We start from the raw sequence: 20,016 nt of genomic DNA on the forward strand, positions 1-20,016 counted from the left end.
GTTTCATGGAAAAAAAGCCAGTTGTATACTCGTGTCCCGATGCGCTGGCGAGTGACATTATCAGGCGGGCGGGCAAACGCATCCAACTTGCTTTGCCGCTTGGTCTTGGAAAAGCCAACCATATTGCCAACGCATTGGTCGAACGTGCGCTAGCAGACCCGAGTATCAATTTACAGATCTTTACCGCCTTGACACTGGAACGCCCAGAACTGAACAGCGAGCTCAAGCGCCGTTTTTTTGAACCCGCACTCAACCGCCTTTTTGGCGATTATCCGGATCTGGTTTATGCGAAATTGCTGCGGATGGGAAAACTGCCACAGAATATTGTGGTGAATGAGTTCTTTTTTCTTGCGGGACAGTGGCTGAAAATCCCAGCAGCGCAGCAGCAATATATCCCGGTCAATTATTCACATGCTTTGGACTGCCTTCTGGACAACGGCGTGAATGTTCTGGCGCAGCTGGTAACGCACGAAGGTGATGAATACAATCTGAGTTGCAATCCCGATATTACGGCGGATTTATTAAGAGCCCGGCGCACAGGACGTGCCCGGTTTCTTTTTGCGGCACAGATCAACCGCCAGCTACCGTTCATGTACGGTGATTCGCAAATCGGAACACAGGAACCGGATCTGTTGCTTGAAAGCCCGGACAGTGAACACGAGTTGTACAGTGCACCCAAACGCCCTGTCAGCCTGGCGGATCAGGCGATCGGACTTCATGCATCCCGATTGGTGCGTGATGGCGGCACACTTCAGATCGGGATCGGCTCGATTGGCGACGCAGTCTCGCATGCGCTGATTCTACGCCACAAACATAACGCCACTTTCAGAAAACTGATTGACGATCTTGCCGGTCAGCATACTGCTGATAACAGTGACCACTATGATGACCAGCCGTTCCGGGACGGTATTTACGGCATGAGCGAGATGTTCGTTGATGGTTTTCTGAGACTGGCAGAAAATGGCATACTCAAACGCGAAATCAATGGTGCTGTTCTACATGGCGCTTTTTTTGTTGAATGCAGGGACTTTTATCATCGTTTACGCGAAATGACCGAGAAAGAAAGGGCGCGCTTTCAAATGAAGGCTGTCAGTTTTACCAATGAGATTTTTGGCGATGAGATGAGCAAGCGTCGTGCACGCTATAAAGCCAGCTTTATCAACAACGCCATGCTTGCAACCCTGCGCGGCTCTGTCATATCGGACGCATTGGAGGATGGCGCTGTCGTGAGCGGGGTCGGTGGACAGTATAATTTTGTTGCTCAGGCTTTGTCGCTCGACGATGCATTTTCTATTATCACACTGAATGCCACACGTCAGTCCCAAGGCCAGACGGTGTCGAATATTACCTGGTCCTACGGCCATGAAACGATACCCTGGCATCTGCGTGACCGAGTAGTCACAGAATATGGCATAGCAAAGTTGCGTGGCAAATCAGACGCACAAGCCATAGCCGCAATGCTGTCCATTACGGATTCACGTTTTCAGGGCGATTTGCTGAAAAAAGCGAAAGCGGCCGGCAAGATCGACCCGCACTGGACCATACCAGAGGCCTACCGCAACAATACACCGGATCGAATCAGGACAGCACTGCAACCGGCCAGAGAAGCGGGTATACTGCCGACATTTCCATTTGGCACCGACTTCACACAAACCGAACAGCGCCTGCTGCCGGCACTGGAAGTTTTAAAACAGAAATCCCGTTCAAAACATGCGCTGCTGCGTCTGTTTATCGATGGATTCATGTCAGGAGACCTGACTTCAGCCGAAACTGCATGCCTGGAACGCATGCAATTGAATAAACCGGCAAGCCTTAAAGAGTTCGGCTATCGAAAAATACTCACAGCGGCACTTCGGGAATCAAGAGAGCTATGAGTAAATTTGATCGTGGTGGATGCATGCTTGTGCCAGACAGCCACTATTGACTTGACGCAGTTTCTTACGGAAAGCGTAATATGGAAAAACACATTATTCAGCTGTACCCACAACCGGGCGGCGCACAACGCCTCAAAGGCACCTATCTCGCACATGATCTGCGCCAATTTGCTGCTAAAGACCAGGCATATGTCTATACCAACTTTATCGCTAGCCTGGATAACCGTATTGCGATAAGCCGCAGTGACGGAGAAGGTATGGAAGTTCCACAGTCAATTGCAAACGAACGGGACTGGTGGCTATTTCAGGAATTGGCAAGCCAGGCTGACATCATAATCAGCAGCGGCCGTTATTTGCGTGAATGGTCACAGGGAAACGCACAGGAAATTCTACAGATTGACGACCCAAGGTTTGCAGAACTGCGCGAATGGAGGCAGTCGAACGGACTCTCGCCACAGGCCGATATTGCTTTTATCAGCAACAATCTGAATTTTCCTGTTCCTGATGTACTGACAGCCGGTGGCAGGCAGGTTTTTGTGTTTACAACCGCCGATCTCAATCCGGACCGGGCCAGGGAAATAGAAAAAAAAGGCGTGCATGTGATTGCAGCAGGAGATCGCACAGGTGTTAACGGCAACACAATGATCGATTACTTGACCGAACAAGGCTACCGCATAATTTTTTCGTCTGCAGGACCAAAAGTCTTTCACTTATTGATGGCAAGCAAGGTGTTAAACAGATTGTATATCACATACGCCAGCCGAATACTGGGGGGCGAATCCTATGCCGATATCGTAAAAGGCGCATTGCTCGAACCCGCCGTCAATTTTAATCTGAACAGTCTGTATCTGGATCCGGCCGGACCCGATGGGCAAAGCCAGCTGTTCTTTGCATTCGACCGCCAGTGACAGAGCGGCCTTGCGACCGTCATGCCTTCAAAATCGAACTAACCATCACTCACTCCAGAGTTTTTGTTCTCAGGATCGTATGGCACGGGCTGCTTGGTAATATCCGCCTGACGAATTACCTGTACTCTGTAGCCAAAAGGGTCCCTGAAATCGCATTCGAAATCAGGGTAAAACGTGAGATTCCATTTCTCGGCGCGCTCGCGCACTGCTTCAAGGTTATCGACAACAACGCCCCAGTGTCCATCCTTGGGTGTATCCGGATTAATGGATGGGTCTTCAAATAGTGCCAGAAAATCAAACCGGCCGTTCAAGTCCAGCATTGCTGCCTTCTCGGTCCGTTTCATGACATTGACACCCAGTATGTCCCTGTAAAATGCAATGGCCTTGTCCAGATCATCGACATCCAGTGCGACATGATTAATTCCATAGACTTGCACCATAATTCACTCGCTCCCGGAAAATGATACGTTATAGGAAGAAAAGTCAATATACCAACAGTCTAACCGATTGGCTCTTCTACCGCCAGTTTGCTTCTGAACAGTTTTTTTGACAACCGGGCACGCCCGCTTCCGTGTATTCAACAATGCATGAATTACATTTGTCTCTTTAGTAAAAATATGATGATTTAGCAATGTTTAAAACAATATAATCATGCAATAATGATTTCAGAAGCACAATACACTTGATGCTGTTGATGATTCGTAGCTACTGTCTTGAAGGCATAATTTTCGCCTAATCAAACTACAAATCAGGCCAGCACCAACACAACTGAAACGTATTTGAATCTGTGCAGTCTATTTTAATAATGCAGTAAAAGAACTGAACCACGTGTAGACAACCATAATATGGACATGAAAACCTCAATCGAGAACAAGCTACGGACACTGCAGCCGCGTTATCTGGAAGTCGTTAACGAGAGTTACAAACATAATGTGCCAGCAGGATCAGAATCCCATTTCAAGGTAATTATCGTTTCCGATCAATTTAATGAAAAAAGACTTGTGGCCCGGCATCAGCTGGTCAACAATATTCTGGCCGATGAACTTGCCCATTCTATCCATGCACTCGCACTGCATACATTGACAACCGAAGAATGGCATGAAAACGATGGAAAATCCAAAGAGTCACCTCCGTGTCTTGGCGGCTCTAAAGCAGAACAATCTTGATACAACCGTTTTTTCAGGAGAAGCAATGAGTCAGTTTCAATAATATGATCAGATCTTTCGAATTCGATCGAATTTTCAAGACGAATTCTCAGAATATCGAACAGGCCGTTTGGTAAAGAACCATGTATAAAGTATAGGAGGTAAAGCAAATGAATGAGACATTTGACAAAAAAGCCGTACTGAAATGCCTTAACAAAATCCTCGAACTCGAGCTTGCAGGGGTAGTTCGCTATACCCACTACGCTTTTATGGTTTACGGCTACAACCGTATACCTATCGTATCCTGGCTGCAGGCACAGGCAGACGAATCACTGCTTCATGCCCGTGAAGCAGGTGAAATGATTACACATCTCGGCGATCATCCGCCACTGACGATCGGTCCTTTGCTTGAAACGCATCAGCACGATATTGGAGATATCCTGCGCGAGTCACTGGAACATGAGCGGACTGCTTTAGCAAGCTATAAAGAATTATTGTCTCTGGTTGAGGGTAAATTCGTGATGCTTGAAGAGTATGCACGCCGACTGATTGCTGCGGAAGAAATGCATCAGGGCGAAGTGGACAAAATGCTGCGCCGGCCGGGTGCCGTTGCTGCTTTCTCTGAAACGAAATAAAGCCATGACCTGACAACAGTATCAATCAATAACTACAGATTCAGATAAATTTTTCTGAAGCCAAAACACCCATTTGATTGCGATCTGGCATGCAATTCAAGCATGGGGCCGTGATGCAAACTGTTTTGCCGGAAACATTATTCAGAAAGGTATTTACTGAAGGGCTCATGGCATCAGGATGAAAACCAGACTTCAATCCGGAGATGCGCTGATTATTGTCGATATGCAAAACGATTTTCTGCCTGGTGGCAGTTTGCCGGTTGCTGCAGGAAAAAGGATTATTCCGGTGATCAATCAATATATCGCCGATTTCCAAAGTCGCGGACTTCCAATTGTTGCGACACGCGACTGGCATCCAGAGAATCATTGCTCGTTTGAGTCTAACGGTGGCCCCTGGCCTTCGCATTGCGTTGCACACACTGAGGGAGCCGCGTTTCCGGCAGCGCTTGAACTTCCTGACAGCGCCACAATAATTTCCAAAGCCACGACACAGGGAAAAGACGCATACTCGGCATATTCAGGGACGCAACTCAATGAATTGCTTCAATCGCACAACATAAAGCGGTTATTTGTTAGCGGACTGGCAACCGAGTATTGCGTTTTGAGTACAGTGGAAGACGCCATTCGCTTGCACTATAAGACATTTATACTCACGGATGCGGTATGCGCAATTAACCAACAGCCAGATGACGGTCGCAATGCACTGCTGAAAATGCAACGAATCGGGGTCGTTCCGGTCAATCACGAGGAGATTGAATGATGAATCCGTACTCAAATCCCTATGGGCAATTCAGTCCGTTGCTGACCGATCTGTATCAGCTGACCATGCTGCAAAGCTATATAGAACACGGCATGGAAGATACCGCAGTATTCGAAATGTTCGTACGCAAACTGCCAGAAGGCCGTAATTTTCTGGTTGTTGCCGGACTTGAGCAGGTGCTGGATTATCTCGAGTATTTACGATTTTCCGAGGACGAACTTACCTGGCTTGCTTCACGTTTTCCACCTCATGTTATCGAGTATTTGAAAGAGTTTCGCTTTGCCGGAGATGTTCACGCGCTGCCGGAAGGGACAGTTTTTTTTCCGGATGAACCAATAATCCGGGTTACCGCCCCGCTGCCACAAGCTCAATTGGTCGAATCCCGGATTATTAATCTGATACATTTCGAGACACTGATTGCCTCCAAAGCAGCCCGTTCGGTTCTGGTTGCACCTGATAAAACACTGGTTGATTTTGGCATGCGCCGTGCGCATGGCGCAGAAGCCGGACTACTGGCTGCGCGTGCAAGCTACCTGGCAGGATTCTCCGGCACTGCGACAGTACTTGCCGACGCTGTTTACGGCGTGCCGCTATACGGCACGATGGCTCATTCGTATATTCAGGCACATGACGACGAACTCGAGGCTTTTAAACACTTTGTGCAATCGCATCCAGACAATACCGTACTGCTCATCGACACATACGATACCGAAAAAGCCGCGGCCAAACTTACCGGTCTTGCCGACAAGCTCGCACGGAAACGAATTCAAATCAACGGTGTTCGACTGGATAGCGGCGATCTGGCCGAACATGCGAGAAATGTACGCAGAATACTGGACCAAGGCGGCCTGCACGAAACCACCATTTTTGCCAGCGGTAATATCGATGAGTACCGTTTACACGCGCTCATACAGTCCGGTGCCCCGATCGACGGTTTCGGGATCGGAACAGCACTCGATATATCCAGTGACGCACCTGCACTTGACTGCGCTTATAAACTTCAGGAATATGCAGACAAACCACGCCGTAAGCACTCGGAAGGAAAAGCCACCTGGCCTGGCAGAAAGCAGGTATTTCGCTGCTATAACGACAGCATTTGTTTTGCAGGCGATGTCGTGGCGCTGGAGGATGAGCAACCGCACACCGGCGAACCTTTGCTCAAACAATACATGCAGTCAGGCGAGCGCATACAGAATAACCTGCCGTTGAATGAGATTCGCCGGAAAACGGTATCGAACTATTCTCAACTGCCGCATGCCATGAAGCTTCTGGATACCGCACCCGCTTATCCGGTCAGGATCTCCGGAAAAATAAAACAGCTGGCGGAACAACTTGATGCCAGGTATGCAGCAAAACAACAGTCGTAAGGCAGTCATGAAATTATCATGCGATTGGACCCGCGCTTTTTTAAAAATCAGCGTCAAAACAAAAGGATAAACAGAGTAGTTTTGAGATATGTAAAGCATTTATCCTCATTCAAGACATACTGTCAATATAAGAATGAAAATTGCATGGTATTGATTTCGATACCAGCCGTAGAAAATCAAGCCGCTTTCTTTCAGTGTGTATGCTTACTAAAAATCATTGTTAGTTAATACTATCTCGATCCAGACATTATTTTTACCAGTTCTTGTGTTTTCTCAAAACTGTCGACAAGTTGTCTATAAACAGCGTTTTGCTCACAGCAATCTATACCTAACTGGTTTAAACGGGTGTTTTCAGATACATCTTCGCATTTATTATGCAATGCTGTTACCATGTTAGCCGCTGTTCCGACCAGAACAGCAACCTCCCAAAACGATTGCCGATAATGGTTGTCACGTTGAAATCTAATGGCTGTGTTCAATACATCAGGAAATTTCATTTGGCAACAGAGCAAGCTGCCTACTTCACAGTAATCAGTTCCTGTATGTTTTATCAAAGCCTTATTAACTGTTAATCCTGAATCTGTCTGGGACTCTCGTAATGCTTTGTTGGTCTCTTTGGGTAATTGATCTGCAAGCCACAGTAAGCCGATATTATGCAGAAGGCCAGCGGACTGGGAGGTTTGTTCAAAATCATTACATTCCACTTTATGAGATATTCTGGAAGCCAACAGACCGGCACCCTTACTGACCAGCAACGAAGTCGTCCAGAAGCGGTCTACTTTGAAGCCGGGGCATTTTCTTGTATCAAAACAAGAAGAAATTGACATGCCCAGACTTACACTCTTGACAATTGAATGACCCAAAATGAAACATGCCCGGTCTACGCTTGTTACAGGCTTTGCAGATGAAATCCATGCGGAATTGGCCAAATAAACCAGTCGCGCTGAAATTTCAGGAAATTTCATGATTATTTCTGCTAACTTCTGATGATTTAATTCAGTATCATCCAGTGCTTTCAACAGCTTATTTATATTTTTTGATAATAAGGGCAGATTTGTACTTCTTCGAGTACGCTGGATAAAGAGCTGACTAGTACAATTTACGTGATCGGTTATCATTATCAAACTGTCTCTATGCCATTTTTCTTGAGTCTGTTATCAAATGAGTAAAATCCATGCTCATCAATTCCGGAATTTTATCGCCCGGAACAGATGGGCTGAAAATATAACCCTGTATGATATGGCAGCCCAGACCATGCATGACCAATAATTGCTCCCTGGTTTCAACACCTTCTGCAATCAGGGTATAGTCAAGCGCATTGGCCAGCCCAATGATCGTGCCCAGGAGTACTGCTGTATGCGGGTTTGTTGTCACATCATCCAGAAAAACCTTGTCAATTTTAATACAGTCCAACGGCAATTCCTTTAATGATGCCAGACAGGAATAGCCCGTACCAAAATCGTCAATAGAAATTTTTATTCCGATTTGCCTGAGCTGTTTCAGAATATCGGTATGTTCTTTTGACTGTAATGCGCTCTCGGTAACTTCCAGCTCAAGATATTGTGCTGAAATATCATATTTCTCAAGCAAGTCCTTCACTATCTCGATTAATCGGGAATCCTGGAAATGTGTAGGCGAAATATTGACAGCTACTTGCAACGAAGACAAACCAGCTTTATGCCACTTAGCAATTTGCTGGCAAGCGGCTTTGAGCACCCAGTTTCCAAACTCAACAATTAAACCCAGTTCTTCAATCAGCGGTATAAATTCACCTGGGGGAATCATTCCTTTTTCGGGGTGTCGCCACCTTGCCAGCGCTTCGACGCTGACCATACGCCCGGTAAGCAGGCATATTTGCGGCTGAAAATGCAAAGAGAACTGCTCTTTTTCTAGCGCCTCGTGTAACATTTGCTCTTTTTCCAAACGAGAAACTGCCTCGGCGGCCATGTTATGTGAATAAAAAACAAAACACTGCTTGCCAGATTTCTTGGCTGCATACATTGCTGTATCTGCAGCTTTTAATAGCGCCACCTCATCGTCTCCATCATGTGGAAAAACAGCAATACCGATACTTGCACGCGGCTTTATCTGATGATTATTGAGAAACAGAGGCATATTGATCTTGTTCAAGCAACGAGCGGCCATATCTGAGACAGATTCGTTATCTTTAACATTGTTAACGATAATACAAAACTCATCGCCGCCCAGACGGGCCGCAAAATCTTCATCGCGGATTACTTCCTGTATTCGTTTGGCAATCATGATCAGCAACTGGTCTCCCAGATCATGACCGAGGCTGTCGTTGATATCTTTGAATCCGTCCAAATCAATAAACAGCAAGGCGAACTGTTCGTTACGATACTTTGCTATGCGGACAATAGCCTGGATACGCTCCTGATAATAACTTCTGCTGGGGATGCCGGTCAGATTATCAAAATAAGCTATGTGATGAATCTGCTTTTCATTTTCATTGTATAGACTGATATCCTGGACTGTACCGGTAATTTTGGCCTGATTATGTTCGATTATCTTGACCATTTCCTGGTGGACAAAGAAGGATTCAGATTTGGATCCCTGCAGCCTGTATTCCATGTGTTGTATAGTCTTATTATAAGGTGCAGCCAGAATCATGTTTTTTACTATTTCCCTGTCCCTGGCATCAATCAGGCGCACAAATCCCTCAAGACTTGCATCAAATGTCTCCAGATCAATTCCGCATAAATCTGCCAACTGCTCCGAGATCTGGAAATGATTATTTTTTGAATCCCACACCCAGTAGCCGATGCGGGCAATACGCTGAGCAGTGGAAAGCTGCAATTTGCTGCTTCTGAGTTCGTTGGCATTCAGGTCAGATCTGAGAACAAACCACAAACGATGTATTAATATTGGATAGTTAAGTGGCTTGACCATAAAATCAGTGGCCCCACATTCAAAAGCACGATTGATGGAATCGATATCGCCCAGACCCGTGGACATAATGATTGGAACATTGATCAGTTCGGGGTTACTACGCAACAGCTTGCATGTATCAAATCCATTGAGTTCCGCCATGAGTGCGTCAAGTATTATCGCATCAGGCTTACTTTCCTTGACTTTTTCCAGCGCCCGCAGCCCGTTTTCAACTTCATCAACAATAAATGCCGACGCCCTTAATACTGAGCCGGTAATCATACGATAGCTGATATCATCATCCACCAGCAAAATACGTCGGCTCTGCATTTTGAATTGATCTTTTAATACGGGTGGATTGGTCGGCTCTTCCTGCAATGACGCGGACACATCCGGCAATAAAGCGATTTCATTTCGCAGTGCTGATAGAACTTCGGGAAGACCCGATTGCATGGCTTTTAGAAATTCATCGGCGCCTGAAACATGACCCTGTTTGGCGACCGCCTCGAGTGAAGCAGCGTTTTGCGCAAATGACTGTATACCCAGATTTCCGCAAGTTGATTTGAAATAATGTGCAATCCTGGTTAATTCAGCTGTGTCCTGTCGATCCAATGCCTGCTGCAAAGCATCAATATCTTTGGGAGCAGCATCTAAAAACATTGTGATAGTTTTGGCGAGCAGGTTTTCACCATCTACTGTAGTGATTTCACGCAAGGTGTCCAACGCATCCGGATTTATCAATTCACTACCAGATTCGCCACCCGAAGAAAAATGTTTTGCCGGCGCCTTGTCTTGATCTGCACTTTTGTCCACCAGCCATTTTTCCAATTGCTCGCGTAATTGTTTTTTGTTAAAGGGTTTGCTCAGGTAGCCATCCATGCCATTATCAAGACACCGTTCTACGATTCCTTTTTGAACATCAGCCGTTAATGCGATAATGGGAATATACTTGTGTGTATTTCGTGTTTTTTCAAGCTCACGAATTTTCCTTGTTGCTTCAAAGCCATCCATTTCAGGCATGTGACAATCCATCAATATCAAATCGTATTCACTTTCCGATACAGCATTGACAGCCTCCAGGCCATTATTGACCACTTCGACCTGACACCCGATTGAACGCAATATTCCAACACCAACCTCCTGGTTTATCAAATTATCTTCGGCTAACAACAGTTTTCCAGAAATCTGAGACACACCGACGGAATTCGATTCTGATTCTGAACGGTTCTGCACAGGATTTTTCTGCGAACCTATCAGACTTAACAAACATTTCAACAGTTTTTGCTGAATGACCGGTTTATTTAAAAAATAGCTGATGCCGCATTGCCTGCTTTGAACGGAATCAACGGTTATACTGTCAGAGCTGAGCATTACCAGTGGTAGTGATTCGAGTTGTGGTTCGTCATGGATTGCTTTGGCCAGCGTAAGACCATCCATCTCAGGCATATGAAAATCGAGTATAACCACATGATATAATTTATTATTCTTTTTGGCGTCCAATAAATGATTTAGCGCTTGAGCACCACTTGAAGCGCAATATGAATACACGCCCCAATATTTTAGCTGTTCAGACAGAATTTCTCGGTTTGCTGCATTATCATCAACGACCAGAATGTTTTTCCCTTGCAATGCAGAGACATCCGCTTTTTCCGGTAGATGTTGAATACCGTATCCCAGTTGTAAACTGAAATAAAAGCAGGCACCCTGGCCCAAAGAACTGGTTAATTTCAGTTCGCCGCCCATCATTTCCACAATTTGTCTGGAAATACTCAACCCCAGTCCCGTTCCTCCATGACGGCGCGTAGTAGTTCCGTCTCCTTGTGTAAAACTTTCAAAGATCATTGCCTGCTGATCAGATGCAATACCAGGCCCGGTATCCCTGACCTCAAATAACAGACGCATCTGATCTCCAGACACGCCTTGATAAAGCCAACTGACTTTTAAAGTTATCTCTCCATGATGTGTAAATTTGATGGCATTTCCCAATAAATTTACGAGAACTTGCCGCAGCCGTTCTGCATCACCCTGAACAGTGGCATGCAGATCAGATGGCAAATCCAATACCAGTTCCAGACCCTTGTGATGAGCCTGAGTCGCCATTATTTCAGCCGTGTCCTCCAATAATTCGCGCACATCGAAATCATGTGTGACCAACTGAAACTTGCCCGACTCAATTTTAGAAAAATCCAGTATGTTATTAATGACACTCAGCAGAGATTCAGCCGATCGGTAAGCTATGTCTGCCAATCGTTTCTGGCGAACGTTCAGTTTCGTTGACAGTAATAACTCTGTCATTCCCAAAACACCGTTCATAGGTGTGCGTATTTCATGACTCATAGTAGCGAGAAACTCACTTTTCGCTTTATTGGCGGCCTGGGCCTTTTCAGCGAGATGACAGGCTTCATTGGTTTTGTGTTCCAGGTCAAGTGTACGCTTGACTACCTCTTCCTCGAGAATATTGAGGTTATTCGCAAGTTGCGTATCCCGTTGCTGTATACCATCCAACATTTTATTGAAGCCGATGGCAAGTGCATTCAATTCAATAATATTGCTTTGTTTGGCACGCGCCTGGTAATCAGAATTTATGGAAATCTGCTCCATGACATCTGAAAGGCCTGTTAATGGATTCAGTACCGATTTGTTCAAGCGCTGTACCAGGTGGTAGGCAGCAAACAAAGAGACTGCTGCCGCACCGATTGTGAATAGAATTTGCCATAGCAATTGCCAGTAGAGCGGAATCAGGCTTATTTCCAGGTAAAGACCGCCTACCTTCTGGTCCTTAAATAAGATAGGTTGTATGAATGTCTTGCTGTAAAGGTCTTCTATGATGTCTTCCTGCATAAATCCCAAAGATGCGGGAAATGAACGGTCATTTACTGAGTAAGAGGCAAATTTTTCTTGATCTTCATTGTAAATGGCAGCGGCACTCACTTCTTTGGAATTGCTCAGCGATTGCAGAAGGGTTTGAGCCGAACCAAGATCCTGAAACATCAGTGTTGAAGCAGCATTGTCTGTTAGCAATTTTGCTTTAGATTTACTGGATTCAATTAAAGCATATGAACCGATTACATAGCTGTTGGCAATTATAAGCAAAGTCACGAGCAGTAATGCCATACTTAAAGTAGTCAGGCTGATTCGCTGTAATTTCTTTTGCAGCGTGATAGCAGCCGATAAGTTACTGAACATTATTTATACACCTCTCTGGCAAAACGCAGTAATTGGGAACTGAGATCAAGACCCGAGCTTTTTGCTGCTGACAGGTCAACATCAAACTTGATTTTTCCATGTACTACTACAATATTTATGGTGACACCTTCATGAAGCCTGTTTAGGTTATCTGTTATTTTTAGTACCGGCCTGTCCTTCAAGTGATCAAGGATTGCCTTGATAATAAAAGCAGATGTATGGCTGATAAACACCATTTGACAATCACCCAGATCTTCTATCTGATTTGTATAATTGATAGAAATGTCACGCTGATTGATTTTCTTTTCCTGCATTTGATTCAGCTCGCTGCCAAAGAAATGTTCACCGTGGATACAAATATCAAATTTGTTACCAATATCATCAGGCCATTGTGTGTAATTCGCAAAATTGTAGAGAAACGCAGCCTTTACCTGATATTCAGGTAATGCCTCTGCCTGGGCTGCTGACGAAACATTCAGATGAAAGAAACCCAAAAACAATAGTATTAGTGCAAGCTGCTCCAGTTTCTTCAGGCAGCTTGACGGGTATTCGTCAGGCATCACCTGTGGCATTAAATCCTTTGGCAGGAAAACTCTCTGAAGCGGGCTGTTCTTCCGCTTCAGTCCAGCAACCTGGTGGAATAATTGATTTTTGGTCATTATCAAAATCAATAGATTCGTCAGATGAGTTGATCAACCCACCGTGATCTATTTTTAAAGCAGCAGGCTCTATTCAATTTTCCATGTCGATTTTCAGCTATTCGAATACTTTCCGCGCTACTACCAAACTCAACATCGATTACCAAATTTTCAAATGAATGAGATTTCATCTGCCAGCGCCAGCGAAAATCACCAACAATATAAAATTCATTTATGTTTTTAAAATAAACCATTGAGTTTTATCAACTAAAATTATTAGAGAATGCCTTGACAAGGATCCAAATACTGAAATGCAAAAAAATGAAACCAAACAATCTGTTGCCTTCAAAATCTCAGCAAAATTCTTCCATATACACTACGAGGAATCCCGGAATTCAGCACATCCTGCGCGGTGAATTCCTGATGTTGTTTATTTGTAATATTCTGTGCGACGACCGATAACTCCAGATCGGGTTTTGGTGACCAGGCCAGCCTTAAATCAAGACGGGCCTGGTCTGAAACATTGTGCGCACGGAGCCGGTCTGTGTAGTAGAACATGCTGTTTAATTCCAGGTTATAAGGCAGTTGTATATTTGAGCGGACAGAAAACTGGTGGCTCGGGTCCGAATTCTCTTTTCTAAAAATACTGTCTGACAATCCTGTTCCTTTTAAACGCGCATCTAATTCAAACCAGGTATAACTGGAAATAAGTTGCCAGAAACTGGTAACCTGCCATTTCGTTATTATTTCTGCGCCATAAGTTGATGCCTTTAGTCGATTCGCAAAATTGTTGGCAACTAATAAATGGGCTGGCGCGGGTTGTTGCTCAATACCGACGATATTCACGTCGAAATCCACCAAATCATCGTAATAGTTATAAAATAAAGCTGTATCAACAGTAAATGCATGTGACAGCTGGCTACGGTAGCCTAATTCAAACGCATATACTTTTTCTGAATTTAGATTTTTATTTCCAAAAGCGCTGATCAAGGTAGGCGGCATAAAAGGATTTCTGCTCGGTATCGTTTCAAGATTGACACGAACATCGCTGTCAGACCGGGACGGTATGCGAACTGCTCGCGAAGCAGCGGCCCAGACACTGTTACGCTCGTTTATTTCCCAGAGCAACCGGGTATTTGGCTGAAATTCGAATCCGGTAAAACTGTTATGCTCAATTTTTGAACCCAGCGTGAACCGTACTGTATTCGATAGTTGGATGTCATCCTGAACAAAAGCGCTGAAGGTTCGGGTATAACGTTTTTGCGGGTCAAATGTAAAAATATAATTTGATTCCAGATTATCAAAAACAGCGCGATAGCCCAGTCCCCAGACCACATCATGCCTGTCCAGCAACTTGAACTGGTTCTGAAGGTCAAGATCCAGCGTATTAACCTCGTTCGAAACACCGAGACTATGACGGTTGAAATGATCATAGTAGGCCTGAAAGCGCCATTTATTGTTTTCTGATTGATAATTTTCCCAACGAAACAGAATATTCCCAGACTGGTAATCAATCTGGTTTTCAATTCCATTACGACTGATATATTCAGTCAATGCAAACTGATCGGCCGTACCAACAGAATATCCACCCTGCAACATCCATTGATTATGTGCATTAAAATCACTATCAACACGAAAACCAGCCAGAAAATTACGCCACTGATCATTTGCCTGATGCAACTGCGTGTCATTAAAGTTTTCCACGTGCTTACCCTTGGCAAATAATCGAAAGCTTGTATGGTCGTTTATTTTCCCGCCATAGCGTGCACTCAGATTTTTTTCCTGTGAACCGCCCAGTAGCGTGATCTGTGTGCCTTGGGTCTGGTCTGCACTCTTAGTGATGATATTGATTACACCATTGACTGCATTGGCGCCCCAAATGGCCCCGCCAGGACCGCGAATCACTTCGATACGCTCAATATCTTCTAACAGCATATCCTGCATGTTCCAGAATACGCCCGTCAATAAAGGCGAGTAGACACTACGACCGTCAACCATCACTAACAGTTTGTTAGCAAAACGGTCATTAAAACCACGGATTGAGACCGCCCATTTATTGGCATCAACCTGCGCAACCTGAACACCCGGAACGCCGCGCAAGACTTCCGGTAACGAAGTGGCACCGGAACGGCGAATATCCTCTTGCGAAATTACATGAACGGCTGCAGCAGTTTTCATGAGGGTTTGAGTTTTTTTACTGACCGAAGTCACTTCAACATTCACTAACTGCTCTAAATCCAGAGAATAGACATCCGTATTGGAAAAAACCGATAACGGACAAAAAGCCAATATCAATGCCAGACTGAATGGAAGTCTTTTTGCAAATCTTCGTATATGGAAAGGAAGTGATCGGGTATACATTTATGCTGCAACAAAAAAATTTTGATGGCAGCTATGCTAATCGAAAGGTGTCAATTCCATAGATTCGATTAGAGCACGGAATCCATCATTTTTCGTTGCTATTCAATCATTCCCCAAAATAGCTGCCACTCTAATCTAATGCTAGAATTTACTGCAGACAACAGTAACAAATCGACCATAAGAACCTGGAAACGGGAATTGACACACGCCGTATTTTTCGTGCCAATGTGCGGCTAATACCCCTACTTTTTTTCATCGACTTCCAGAATATTTTTTCAATGTTGAATCCAGCATATCCCACATAATTTTGCATGCTGCATTACACACCAGGGTATAGGCGGATGATCAAGAAGCTGCTGTTTGACGCTTGATCTTTACAGATGGTTACACGGAGCTGCCGGGTATGTAGCTGTCAGATATGCATTCTGGTAAATTGCACTGACGCAAGTTCAGCACCGTGGCGTCAAGTAAATAGTGTTTAACTACATCGATGGTCAGAAAGGCTTTCAAAACGCCATTGCCACAGTTTATCCAGAAAGCTGTTACTACCTACTTAAAACACTTCTATTAAACAGTAATTGAGGATGAGGCTTTACTAGCGCTTTACCAATTAGTCGTAAGTTGAAACGAAAAAAACCTTAGATCAACAGGTCATTGCATGCACATTGGAGCAAATTTATACGATCTTCAAATACCTCAGGTTTGTCAACACTATCGAGTCACTCAACAGCATTACCGAAAAGCAATCAAAAAACACAAATTGTTTCCTACCGATTATTGCATTAGAAAAACCATCTTTCTGATGATTAAGAAAACTTCCATAAACTGATAAAAACCAATAATTACTTGAGAATCTGAATTAATTTTCAGCCGCAATTTTTTTGTCGCATATCAAACTGATCGTTAACGGGTTTGGATGAAGATCATATACAGCCCCCGTACCATAATCGATGAACCCACCAAGCATTGCACCTGCACCAGCTAAAGTTGGCATCATAGTAGCTGTTTGCTGATGACATCCATCTTTTGTTACAGATATTTGCAAAGACTGATTGCGCTTAGTTTTGATCACACATGGAGATATACAACTTTGTCCGTTACTAAATTGAACATCAGCACCTGGTGGGTTTGTATTCACAGAAACTTCTTGTTCAGTACCTCTAATCATCGTTGCACATCCTGAAAAAATAAATAAAACACCACATGCAACTAATATTGTTTTTTTCATTTTATTCTCCATTTTATTAGAAATAACATTCTGGACTGATCAAGACCACCTAAGTATCAGCAGGTTACACGCACGCCAAAGAGTAATCAACCACAACGACAATACGGTAATCACTGTTGCTGCACCAGCCTGGCCAAACTAGCCGACAAACACCTTCATAAAAGCTAGTTGATCAAGATTTCAGAAACCCCATGCTTCATAATTTCATATTAATTTTGTGTAAATAATGTCTGTGATTTTCTGGCATTGAAGTTTCCACTAGACCTGCCGGAAACCGGTGAAGATTTTTTTCGTGTCAATCATTGAAAATCATGCACAAGGATCGGCTAGTCGACTAAACCAGGCGGACAATTCTCAAGGTTACAAAACGGGCACTCTGGAGCTGATTGGCATGAGTCATCGACATGACAGCCTGATACCATGACAAAAGTTGATATAGTTTGGTCATTTGTCTGGCGGTTTTCTACCCATGATCAGGCGCTGATTCGGGTCTGGCATATCCGCCAATAAAGCTCATAAACGGATTTATTGCAAAAATGGCGCAATCCATGGGATATACGAGCTGTGATATTGTGCTGCGACTGACTGTCAATCAGTTCGTACCCCGGTTATTACAAGATAGTTTCAGCGCCAATTACAGGGATCAGGCGTTCTGAATCGATGTCATTTAATGCATAATGCGATGAACTGGCACTAATTTTCACCCCCTGGCTTTTTCAAATGCAGACAAATAGAGAATTTTTCAACCTATACAACCACGGTTTTGTGCGCGTTGCTGTTGGTATACCCGAAGTTCGCGTAGCAGATGTCGAATTCAACGCGGCAGCTACAATTGCATTAATGCATCAGGCGGTCGACCGGCATGCAGCGCTTGTTCTTTTTCCGGAACTGGGATTAACCGCATATTCATGCGACGATCTATTCCATCAGCAGCCCTTAATCATTGGGGCGATTGAAGCACTTCATAAAGTACTAGAGGCCTCAAAATCACTCAACCTGGTGACAATCATAGGACTACCGCTGCAAATTGATTCCTCTCTTTTCAATTGCGCGGTAATTGTTTGTCAAGGCAGCATTATGGGTGTTGTCCCGAAAACATTTCTGCCCAATTACCGGGAATTTTATGAACTGCGACAATTCGCTTCCGCTGTTGCCGCTAACCGGAACACAATATCACTATGCGGTCAAAGCGCCATTCCATTTGGCACATCACTTATATTCCGAGCAGATAACAAACCAAATTTTTGTTTCTTCGTGGAAATTTGCGAGGATCTGTGGGTACCAATCCCGCCTTCATCACATGCGGCCCTGGCAGGTGCAACTGTACTCCTTAACTTGTCTGCTTCCAATATTACGACTGGCAAATACGATTATCGTCATAGCCTGGTGGCCAATCAATCAGCGCGCTGTCTTTCTGCGTATCTTTATACTTCGGCCGGGACAGGAGAATCGACCACAGACCTGGCGTGGGACGGGCATGCAATAATTTACGAAAATGGCGCGCTTGTTGCTGAGTCCAGAAGATTCCACAATGGCTCACAGTTATTATCTGCCGATGTTGATCTGGATCGATTAACACAGGAACGGATGCGCCAGAACAGTTTCAGCCAAAGCGTGCATTTCTATCGAGAAAATATTCACCAGTTCCGGGAAATATTGTTCAAAACTGACCTGCCTGTTAAAGAGCAATTGCTTTGCCAGAGGTTATATGATCGTTTTCCTTATATTCCTTCTGACCCCAAAACGCGAAATGACCACTGCAACGAGATCTTCAACATCCAGACCCAGAGTTTAGTAAAACGGCTCAGACATACAGGTATCCAAAAGATTGTTATTGGAGTTTCAGGCGGATTGGATTCGGCTCTCGCTTTAATGGTCGCGGCCCGTGCCATGGATACGCTACAATTGCCGCGCAAACAAATTTTGGCCTATACAATGCCCGGATTTGCTACCAGCGATCGCACACTTGCCAATGCTAACGCCATTATGCTGGCCATGGGATGTACAGCACATGAAATTGATATTCGACCGGGCTGTAAAAAAATGCTTCAGGTTCTCAATCACCCTTATATGCATGGCAAGCCGGTATATGACGTAACATTTGAAAATGTACAAGCAGGCGAACGAACATCATACCTTTTCCGTTTTGCGAATTATCACAATGCGTTGGTACTCGGTACTGCCGATCTAAGTGAACTGGCACTGGGCTGGTGTACATACGGCGTCGGCGATCAGATGTCTCATTATGCTATTAATGCCAGTGTACCGAAGACACTGATTAAATTTCTTATTCGATGGATCATCGATAGCAAGCAGTTCAGTCAAGAAATAAACACTATCCTTTTATCAATCCTGGAAACTAGGATCAGTCCTGAGCTTCTTCCCGGAGAAACAGAAAATGGACGGCCTGCACAACATACAGAGGCGATCATCGGTCCTTATGAATTACAGGATTTCAACTTGTATTACACAACCCGGTTTGGTTATCTTCCTACTAAAATAGCTTTTCTTGCCTACTGCAGCTGGCATGACAGAACCCGGGGCAACTGGCCAGAACCGTTAGCAAACAGTCGAAATCAGTATACCATAGGTGAAATCAAGCATTGGTTGCAGGTGTTCGCATATCGTTTTTTTCAAAAAAATCAATTCAAGCGAAGCTGCATTCCCAATTCCCCAAAAGTTGGTTCGGGAGGTTCGCTCTCGCCACGAGGCGATTATCGTGCCCCGAGTGATAGCGAAGCTACCTTATGGATCAACAATGTAAAATCCATACCGGATATCAGATCATGAGTTTAATCATTCAACAAGTGATAATGTTACGTTGACAGCATGCTGGTCTGGACCCGCTGTACATCGCTGCGATAATTGTAGATGTTGTAACGAGCAGACCCGGTCATGACAACTTTTTTCCAGCAAAAAAATATGTACGGCTTATCGCATGTTCATGCTGAAGTATTTTCAAGCAAGATTGCACAATTAAACATCTTCAGTTTCAGACATTGTGTTCTAACGATGTTTACATATT

Annotated in this window: 13 protein-coding genes; 7 read left to right on the forward strand and 6 right to left on the reverse strand. The window is 44.4% G+C overall.

Annotation, left to right across the window (positions count from 1 at the left end; all coding sequences use genetic code 11):
• The first annotated feature begins 5 nt into the window (after nt 1-5).
• Both BMX44_RS06360 and BMX44_RS06365 read left to right on the forward strand, forming a co-directional pair.
• Nucleotides 6-1,874, forward strand: coding sequence for an acetyl-CoA hydrolase/transferase C-terminal domain-containing protein (locus BMX44_RS06360; RefSeq protein ID WP_090630339.1), 1,869 nt, complete (start codon nt 6-8; stop codon nt 1,872-1,874).
• 80 nt (nt 1,875-1,954) lie between these two features.
• Entirely contained in the window at nt 1,955-2,782 is an 828-nt protein-coding gene (locus tag BMX44_RS06365) for a RibD family protein (protein ID WP_090629812.1), read from the forward strand.
• A gap of 38 nt (nt 2,783-2,820) precedes the next feature.
• Here the strand turns inward: BMX44_RS06365 and BMX44_RS06370 are convergent, their stop codons facing one another.
• Nucleotides 2,821-3,222 carry a VOC family protein gene (locus tag BMX44_RS06370; RefSeq protein ID WP_090629817.1) on the reverse strand — a complete coding sequence of 134 codons (402 nt, stop codon included), beginning with the start codon at nt 3,220-3,222 and terminating at the stop codon, nt 2,821-2,823.
• A 411-nt stretch (nt 3,223-3,633) separates the two neighbouring features.
• Between BMX44_RS06370 and BMX44_RS06375 the strand changes: the two genes are divergently transcribed.
• The 4 genes from BMX44_RS06375 to BMX44_RS06390 all read left to right on the forward strand — a co-directional run bounded on the left by BMX44_RS06375 (nt 3,634) and on the right by BMX44_RS06390 (nt 6,689).
• A complete protein-coding gene (locus tag BMX44_RS06375) occupies nt 3,634-3,948 on the forward strand; it encodes a BolA/IbaG family iron-sulfur metabolism protein (protein ID WP_245738854.1) in 315 nt (104 codons plus the stop codon).
• Nucleotides 3,949-4,097: 149 nt separating this feature from the next.
• The gene (locus tag BMX44_RS06380) at nt 4,098-4,562 is read left to right on the forward strand and encodes a ferritin-like domain-containing protein (protein ID WP_090629827.1); all 465 of its coding nucleotides are present in this window, start codon (nt 4,098-4,100) and stop codon (nt 4,560-4,562) included.
• Between the two features lie 178 nt (nt 4,563-4,740).
• The gene (locus BMX44_RS06385) at nt 4,741-5,322 is read left to right on the forward strand and encodes an isochorismatase family protein (RefSeq protein ID WP_090629831.1); all 582 of its coding nucleotides are present in this window, start codon (nt 4,741-4,743) and stop codon (nt 5,320-5,322) included.
• The gene (locus BMX44_RS06390; protein ID WP_090630344.1) at nt 5,322-6,689 is read left to right on the forward strand and encodes a nicotinate phosphoribosyltransferase; all 1,368 of its coding nucleotides are present in this window, start codon (nt 5,322-5,324) and stop codon (nt 6,687-6,689) included. Before BMX44_RS06385 ends, BMX44_RS06390 begins: the two co-directional genes overlap by 1 nt.
• Nucleotides 6,690-6,919: 230 nt before the next feature.
• Here BMX44_RS06390 and BMX44_RS06395 read toward each other — a convergent pair whose 3' ends face one another.
• The 5 genes from BMX44_RS06395 to BMX44_RS06420 all read right to left on the reverse strand — a co-directional run bounded on the left by BMX44_RS06395 (nt 6,920) and on the right by BMX44_RS06420 (nt 16,991).
• Nucleotides 6,920-7,807, reverse strand: a complete 888-nt coding sequence (locus tag BMX44_RS06395) for an HDOD domain-containing protein (RefSeq protein WP_090629835.1) — start codon at nt 7,805-7,807, stop codon at nt 6,920-6,922.
• Nucleotides 7,808-7,820: 13 nt separating this feature from the next.
• The gene (locus BMX44_RS06400) at nt 7,821-12,764 is read right to left on the reverse strand and encodes an EAL domain-containing protein (RefSeq protein WP_090629840.1); all 4,944 of its coding nucleotides are present in this window, start codon (nt 12,762-12,764) and stop codon (nt 7,821-7,823) included.
• Nucleotides 12,764-13,423: a YfiR family protein gene (locus BMX44_RS06405; RefSeq protein ID WP_090629844.1), complete on the reverse strand. Its 660-nt coding sequence runs from the start codon at nt 13,421-13,423 to the stop codon at nt 12,764-12,766. The genes BMX44_RS06400 and BMX44_RS06405 overlap by 1 nt, the downstream gene beginning before the upstream one ends.
• Nucleotides 13,424-13,747: 324 nt before the next feature.
• Complete coding sequence (locus tag BMX44_RS06415; RefSeq protein WP_090629854.1) at nt 13,748-15,763, reverse strand: TonB-dependent receptor plug domain-containing protein; 2,016 nt, start codon at nt 15,761-15,763, stop codon at nt 13,748-13,750.
• A gap of 859 nt (nt 15,764-16,622) precedes the next feature.
• The gene (locus BMX44_RS06420) at nt 16,623-16,991 is read right to left on the reverse strand and encodes a hypothetical protein (RefSeq protein ID WP_090629857.1); all 369 of its coding nucleotides are present in this window, start codon (nt 16,989-16,991) and stop codon (nt 16,623-16,625) included.
• Between the two features lie 720 nt (nt 16,992-17,711).
• Here BMX44_RS06420 and BMX44_RS06425 point away from each other — a divergent pair.
• Nucleotides 17,712-19,781, forward strand: coding sequence for an NAD(+) synthase (locus tag BMX44_RS06425; RefSeq protein WP_090629862.1), 2,070 nt, complete (start codon nt 17,712-17,714; stop codon nt 19,779-19,781).
• The last annotated feature ends 235 nt before the right edge of the window (nt 19,782-20,016 follow it).

It is taken from the genome of Nitrosomonas marina (assembly GCF_900110145.1).
GTDB classification, from domain to species: domain Bacteria; phylum Pseudomonadota; class Gammaproteobacteria; order Burkholderiales; family Nitrosomonadaceae; genus Nitrosomonas; species Nitrosomonas marina.

Coding starts and splice junctions, on each gene's coding strand:
- BMX44_RS06385 (WP_090629831.1), top strand. CDS start 4,741: ATGAAAACCAGACTTCAATCCGGAGATGCGCTGATTATTGTCGATATG.
- BMX44_RS06380 (WP_090629827.1), top strand. CDS start 4,098: ATGAATGAGACATTTGACAAAAAAGCCGTACTGAAATGCCTTAACAAA.
- BMX44_RS06400 (WP_090629840.1), bottom strand. CDS start 12,764: ATGTTCAGTAACTTATCGGCTGCTATCACGCTGCAAAAGAAATTACAG.
- BMX44_RS06365 (WP_090629812.1), top strand. CDS start 1,955: ATGGAAAAACACATTATTCAGCTGTACCCACAACCGGGCGGCGCACAA.
- BMX44_RS06375 (WP_245738854.1), top strand. CDS start 3,634: ATGAAAACCTCAATCGAGAACAAGCTACGGACACTGCAGCCGCGTTAT.
- BMX44_RS06370 (WP_090629817.1), bottom strand. CDS start 3,222: ATGGTGCAAGTCTATGGAATTAATCATGTCGCACTGGATGTCGATGAT.
- BMX44_RS06390 (WP_090630344.1), top strand. CDS start 5,322: ATGAATCCGTACTCAAATCCCTATGGGCAATTCAGTCCGTTGCTGACC.
- BMX44_RS06395 (WP_090629835.1), bottom strand. CDS start 7,807: ATGATAACCGATCACGTAAATTGTACTAGTCAGCTCTTTATCCAGCGT.
- BMX44_RS06415 (WP_090629854.1), bottom strand. CDS start 15,763: ATGTATACCCGATCACTTCCTTTCCATATACGAAGATTTGCAAAAAGA.
- BMX44_RS06420 (WP_090629857.1), bottom strand. CDS start 16,991: ATGAAAAAAACAATATTAGTTGCATGTGGTGTTTTATTTATTTTTTCA.
- BMX44_RS06425 (WP_090629862.1), top strand. CDS start 17,712: ATGCAGACAAATAGAGAATTTTTCAACCTATACAACCACGGTTTTGTG.
- BMX44_RS06405 (WP_090629844.1), bottom strand. CDS start 13,423: ATGACCAAAAATCAATTATTCCACCAGGTTGCTGGACTGAAGCGGAAG.
- BMX44_RS06360 (WP_090630339.1), top strand. CDS start 6: ATGGAAAAAAAGCCAGTTGTATACTCGTGTCCCGATGCGCTGGCGAGT.